Origin of the sequence: Coprococcus intestinihominis (assembly GCF_040096555.1) — a bacterium.
Lineage (GTDB): Bacteria > Bacillota > Clostridia > Lachnospirales > Lachnospiraceae > Coprococcus_A > Coprococcus_A intestinihominis.
The window spans coordinates 1-2,834 of record NZ_JBBMEK010000344.1 but is presented as its reverse complement, the minus strand read 5'-3'; the positions used below and the strand labels follow the sequence as shown (position 1 = coordinate 2,834).

General features: G+C 45.8%; 7 protein-coding genes and 1 pseudogene. All 8 read left to right on the top strand.

Annotated elements, in window-relative coordinates; genetic code table 11:
- Positions 1-326 (top strand): annotated as a pseudogene (locus WMO25_RS16880) (hypothetical protein); the annotation flags it as partial.
- A gap of 69 nt (positions 327-395) precedes the next feature.
- Entirely contained in the window at positions 396-791 is a 396-nt protein-coding gene (locus WMO25_RS16875) for a hypothetical protein (RefSeq protein WP_349086322.1), read from the top strand.
- Positions 749-1,093 (top strand): hypothetical protein, encoded by a 345-nt coding sequence (locus tag WMO25_RS16870; RefSeq protein WP_349086320.1) that lies wholly within the window; start codon positions 749-751, stop codon positions 1,091-1,093. Before WMO25_RS16875 ends, WMO25_RS16870 begins: the two co-directional genes overlap by 43 nt.
- A 12-nt stretch (positions 1,094-1,105) precedes the next feature.
- Entirely contained in the window at positions 1,106-1,519 is a 414-nt protein-coding gene (locus WMO25_RS16865) for a hypothetical protein (RefSeq protein WP_118064089.1), read from the top strand.
- A 128-nt stretch (positions 1,520-1,647) separates the two neighbouring features.
- Entirely contained in the window at positions 1,648-1,989 is a 342-nt protein-coding gene (locus WMO25_RS16860; RefSeq protein ID WP_117684566.1) for an HNH endonuclease, read from the top strand.
- Between the two features lies 1 nt (position 1,990).
- On the top strand, positions 1,991-2,281 hold the full coding sequence (locus tag WMO25_RS16855) for a hypothetical protein (RefSeq protein WP_349086319.1): 291 nt from the start codon (positions 1,991-1,993) through the stop codon (positions 2,279-2,281).
- A 1-nt stretch (position 2,282) separates the two neighbouring features.
- The gene (locus WMO25_RS16850; RefSeq protein ID WP_117684563.1) at positions 2,283-2,495 is read left to right on the top strand and encodes a hypothetical protein; all 213 of its coding nucleotides are present in this window, start codon (positions 2,283-2,285) and stop codon (positions 2,493-2,495) included.
- A 94-nt stretch (positions 2,496-2,589) separates the two neighbouring features.
- Positions 2,590-2,834, top strand: a 245-nt coding sequence (locus WMO25_RS16845; RefSeq protein ID WP_349086318.1) for a hypothetical protein, incomplete at its 3' end; no start/stop codon positions are given.

Sequence of the window (2,834 nt, the reverse complement as noted above, 5' to 3'; positions counted from 1 at the left end):
AGGCGGAGGGCCTAAAGGTGTATTTGTGTCTGGACCATCATATCATGGGGCCGGAGGCAGTACATAACAATCACAAGAATATGCGGATACTGCACAGAGACGGCCAGAGAGCCTACGAGAGAACGCACAGCAGAGCAGAGTTCATGAGTCTGATCGGCAGGAACTATCTGGACGAAGAAAAACAGGAAGAACCGAAAAAGGACACAAAAGACGGGTTCATGTTCCTGGAACCGGACTGTATTGGCTGTTTTGGTGCATCAGAGAATCAATGCGAGCGTTGCGAGGAGAAAAGACATGATAAAAAGACTGAGACACTGGCTGATTGAGGCCAGAAAGAAGAAATGCCACCATTGCTGCCTGTGGTGCGAATGGTGGCGCATATGCGAGGAGGACAAATGATGGAGGATATGATTGCAATAGAGCTGGCTGTTATTATAGTGGCCATGTTCGCGATCGCAGTCGGATTCGATTGCATAAAAGACGGAATGTGCGATATAGGAGCAGTGATTCATGACATCATCACGGCTCCTGTCCGACATTACAGACAGAAAAAGCTCATGGAACAGATGAAACGGGAATGGGAGAATTACCTGGAGAAGAACAGGGCAAAAATGGTCAGGAATTTGATGAAAGAGCAGCAGAGACATTTTTCCGCGAGCATCGGAGAAAAGCACACTGTAGAGGAGTGGGGAAAGGCTCTGGAAGAATTTGCGGAGTATCAATGCCAGCAGGATAAGGAGGAAAGAACATGGCAGGATCATATCATGGACAGGTTCATGAGGAGAATCTGAAAAGACTGGAGGAGTTTCATCAGGTATCAAAGAAAAACAGATACAGAAAGTGCAAAGTGGTTGAAAAAGTAAAGACGTCAAAAGGCGTGAAAGAACTGGGAACCAAGAGAGCACTATTTCACGGGTGGGATGGAATCAAACAGGTTATAGATGCGTCTCCGATGATCGGAGGACATCCAGGTGGCCAGATAGCATACACAATGGGAATTGTGGAATACATGGACGGAACCGTGGACAGAGTATATCCGGAATACATAAGGTTTCTGGATACTGAGGACTTTGCGGGAGATTGTAACGAGTAGGGAGGAATAAAGATGCCAAACGTGCGACCACTGAACAAAAAGAAATATGGGATAAGCAAACACGCATTCGGAACGGCATACTCATATTGTCTGCAATATCCGGAATGGAGAGAGGAGCTGGGCAGCAGGACATCAACCGTCAAGAGTCCTCAGATAACCGGAATGCCAGGGGCGCACAGTGGCAGTGATGCAACAGCCAACCTGGCAGAGCGCAGAGTAGAGTTGCGTGAGAAGATGCAGAAAGTTGAGGATACAGTCAGGGAGGCGGTAGGGGACAATAAGAGCCTATATGAGTATCTGCTGGAATATGTGACAACGGAGGGAGCAACGTTTCACTGGATGAAGCAGAAAGGGATACCGTGTGAGAGGACATATTTCTATGAGGTCAGAAGATATTTCTATTACCTCATGGCAAAGCGGATCTGAAAGTGCGGTACTCACAGGACAACTTTTATGTTATATTGATAAGGTCCAAAAGATGAGAACCAAGATTCTCAGACATTATCCCTCACAAAGGCTCCGGAAAACCCGGAGCTTTTTTCGTTGGAGGAGACATGACACAAGAACAGATTGATTATGTGAAAAAGTGCATCAGAGAGGACATTCACAGATTCTACGTGTGGGGACCGTGGAAGAAAGTACGCAGAGAGGTTCTGCAGATGGATCATGGAGAGTGCCAGAGATGCAAGGCAAAGAAGATATACACGAAAGCTACGACAGTGCATCATGTGAACTATGTCAAGAAACATCCGGACATGGCTCTGGAGATATGGTATGAGTGGCATGGTGTACGAAAAAGGAACCTGGTCAGTCTGTGCCACGACTGCCATGAGGCGGTGCATGGGTACAGGAAACCAGAGAAGAAAGAAACTCTGACAGAGGAAAGGTGGGATTGATATGGCAAGGACAAGCGATACAGCAGATTATATGGTTACGCAATGCCAGGCGTGCGGAATGCTGAATGTGATACCGAGAGAGTATTCAGACGGTAGAGTGTGCGCGGATTGTTCCGGAGGGCCATTGGTGCCGATGGGATACGCAATACTGCAGGAGAGACCAACGAGCAGAATCACGGTGCAGGTAGATGTGGAGCGTGACCAGTTAGACAGATTGATTGATGATGTGGCAGCAGTCAATGAGACTGTGGACGGAATCATTCAGAAGATAGGGAAAATAAAAGAGGGATAACATGAAGCAGGAACAGATCATCAAATGCGGAGGACAAAAGATAAAGGTATTCAACTGTGATCCGGAAAAGAATACGCAATGTGACAAAGAGTTCTGTATGCATAATATAAATGCAATAGACGGGCTGTGCAATCACACAACGAATCCGGATTTTGCTCTGGAAATTGGACAGAAAGCACAGAAAAAAGCGTATACCCCCGGTCGAAAAAATTAGCGTTTTAATTTCGACCACGGAGACCGGTGGGTGGCCTCGACAACGCCGAGAAAGTTCGCACATGATAAAAAAATAAAAAATAGGGGGTGGGAATATGGCGCAAAAAAAATCGGATATATTAGAAAGTTTAATTTCTCAGCTTGAGAAAAAACAGGCTGATATTTCATGTTTTTTGGACCTCATAGATGACTATATGGCCCTCTACGATATCAAGAAAAAGCTAAAAACAGACATAAAAAAGAGAGGAGTATCCTATGAGGCACAATCTGCATCAGGCAAGGCCACCATCATAAAACAAAATCAATCCGTCAAAGATCTGGTGGCCGTAAATAAGCAAAT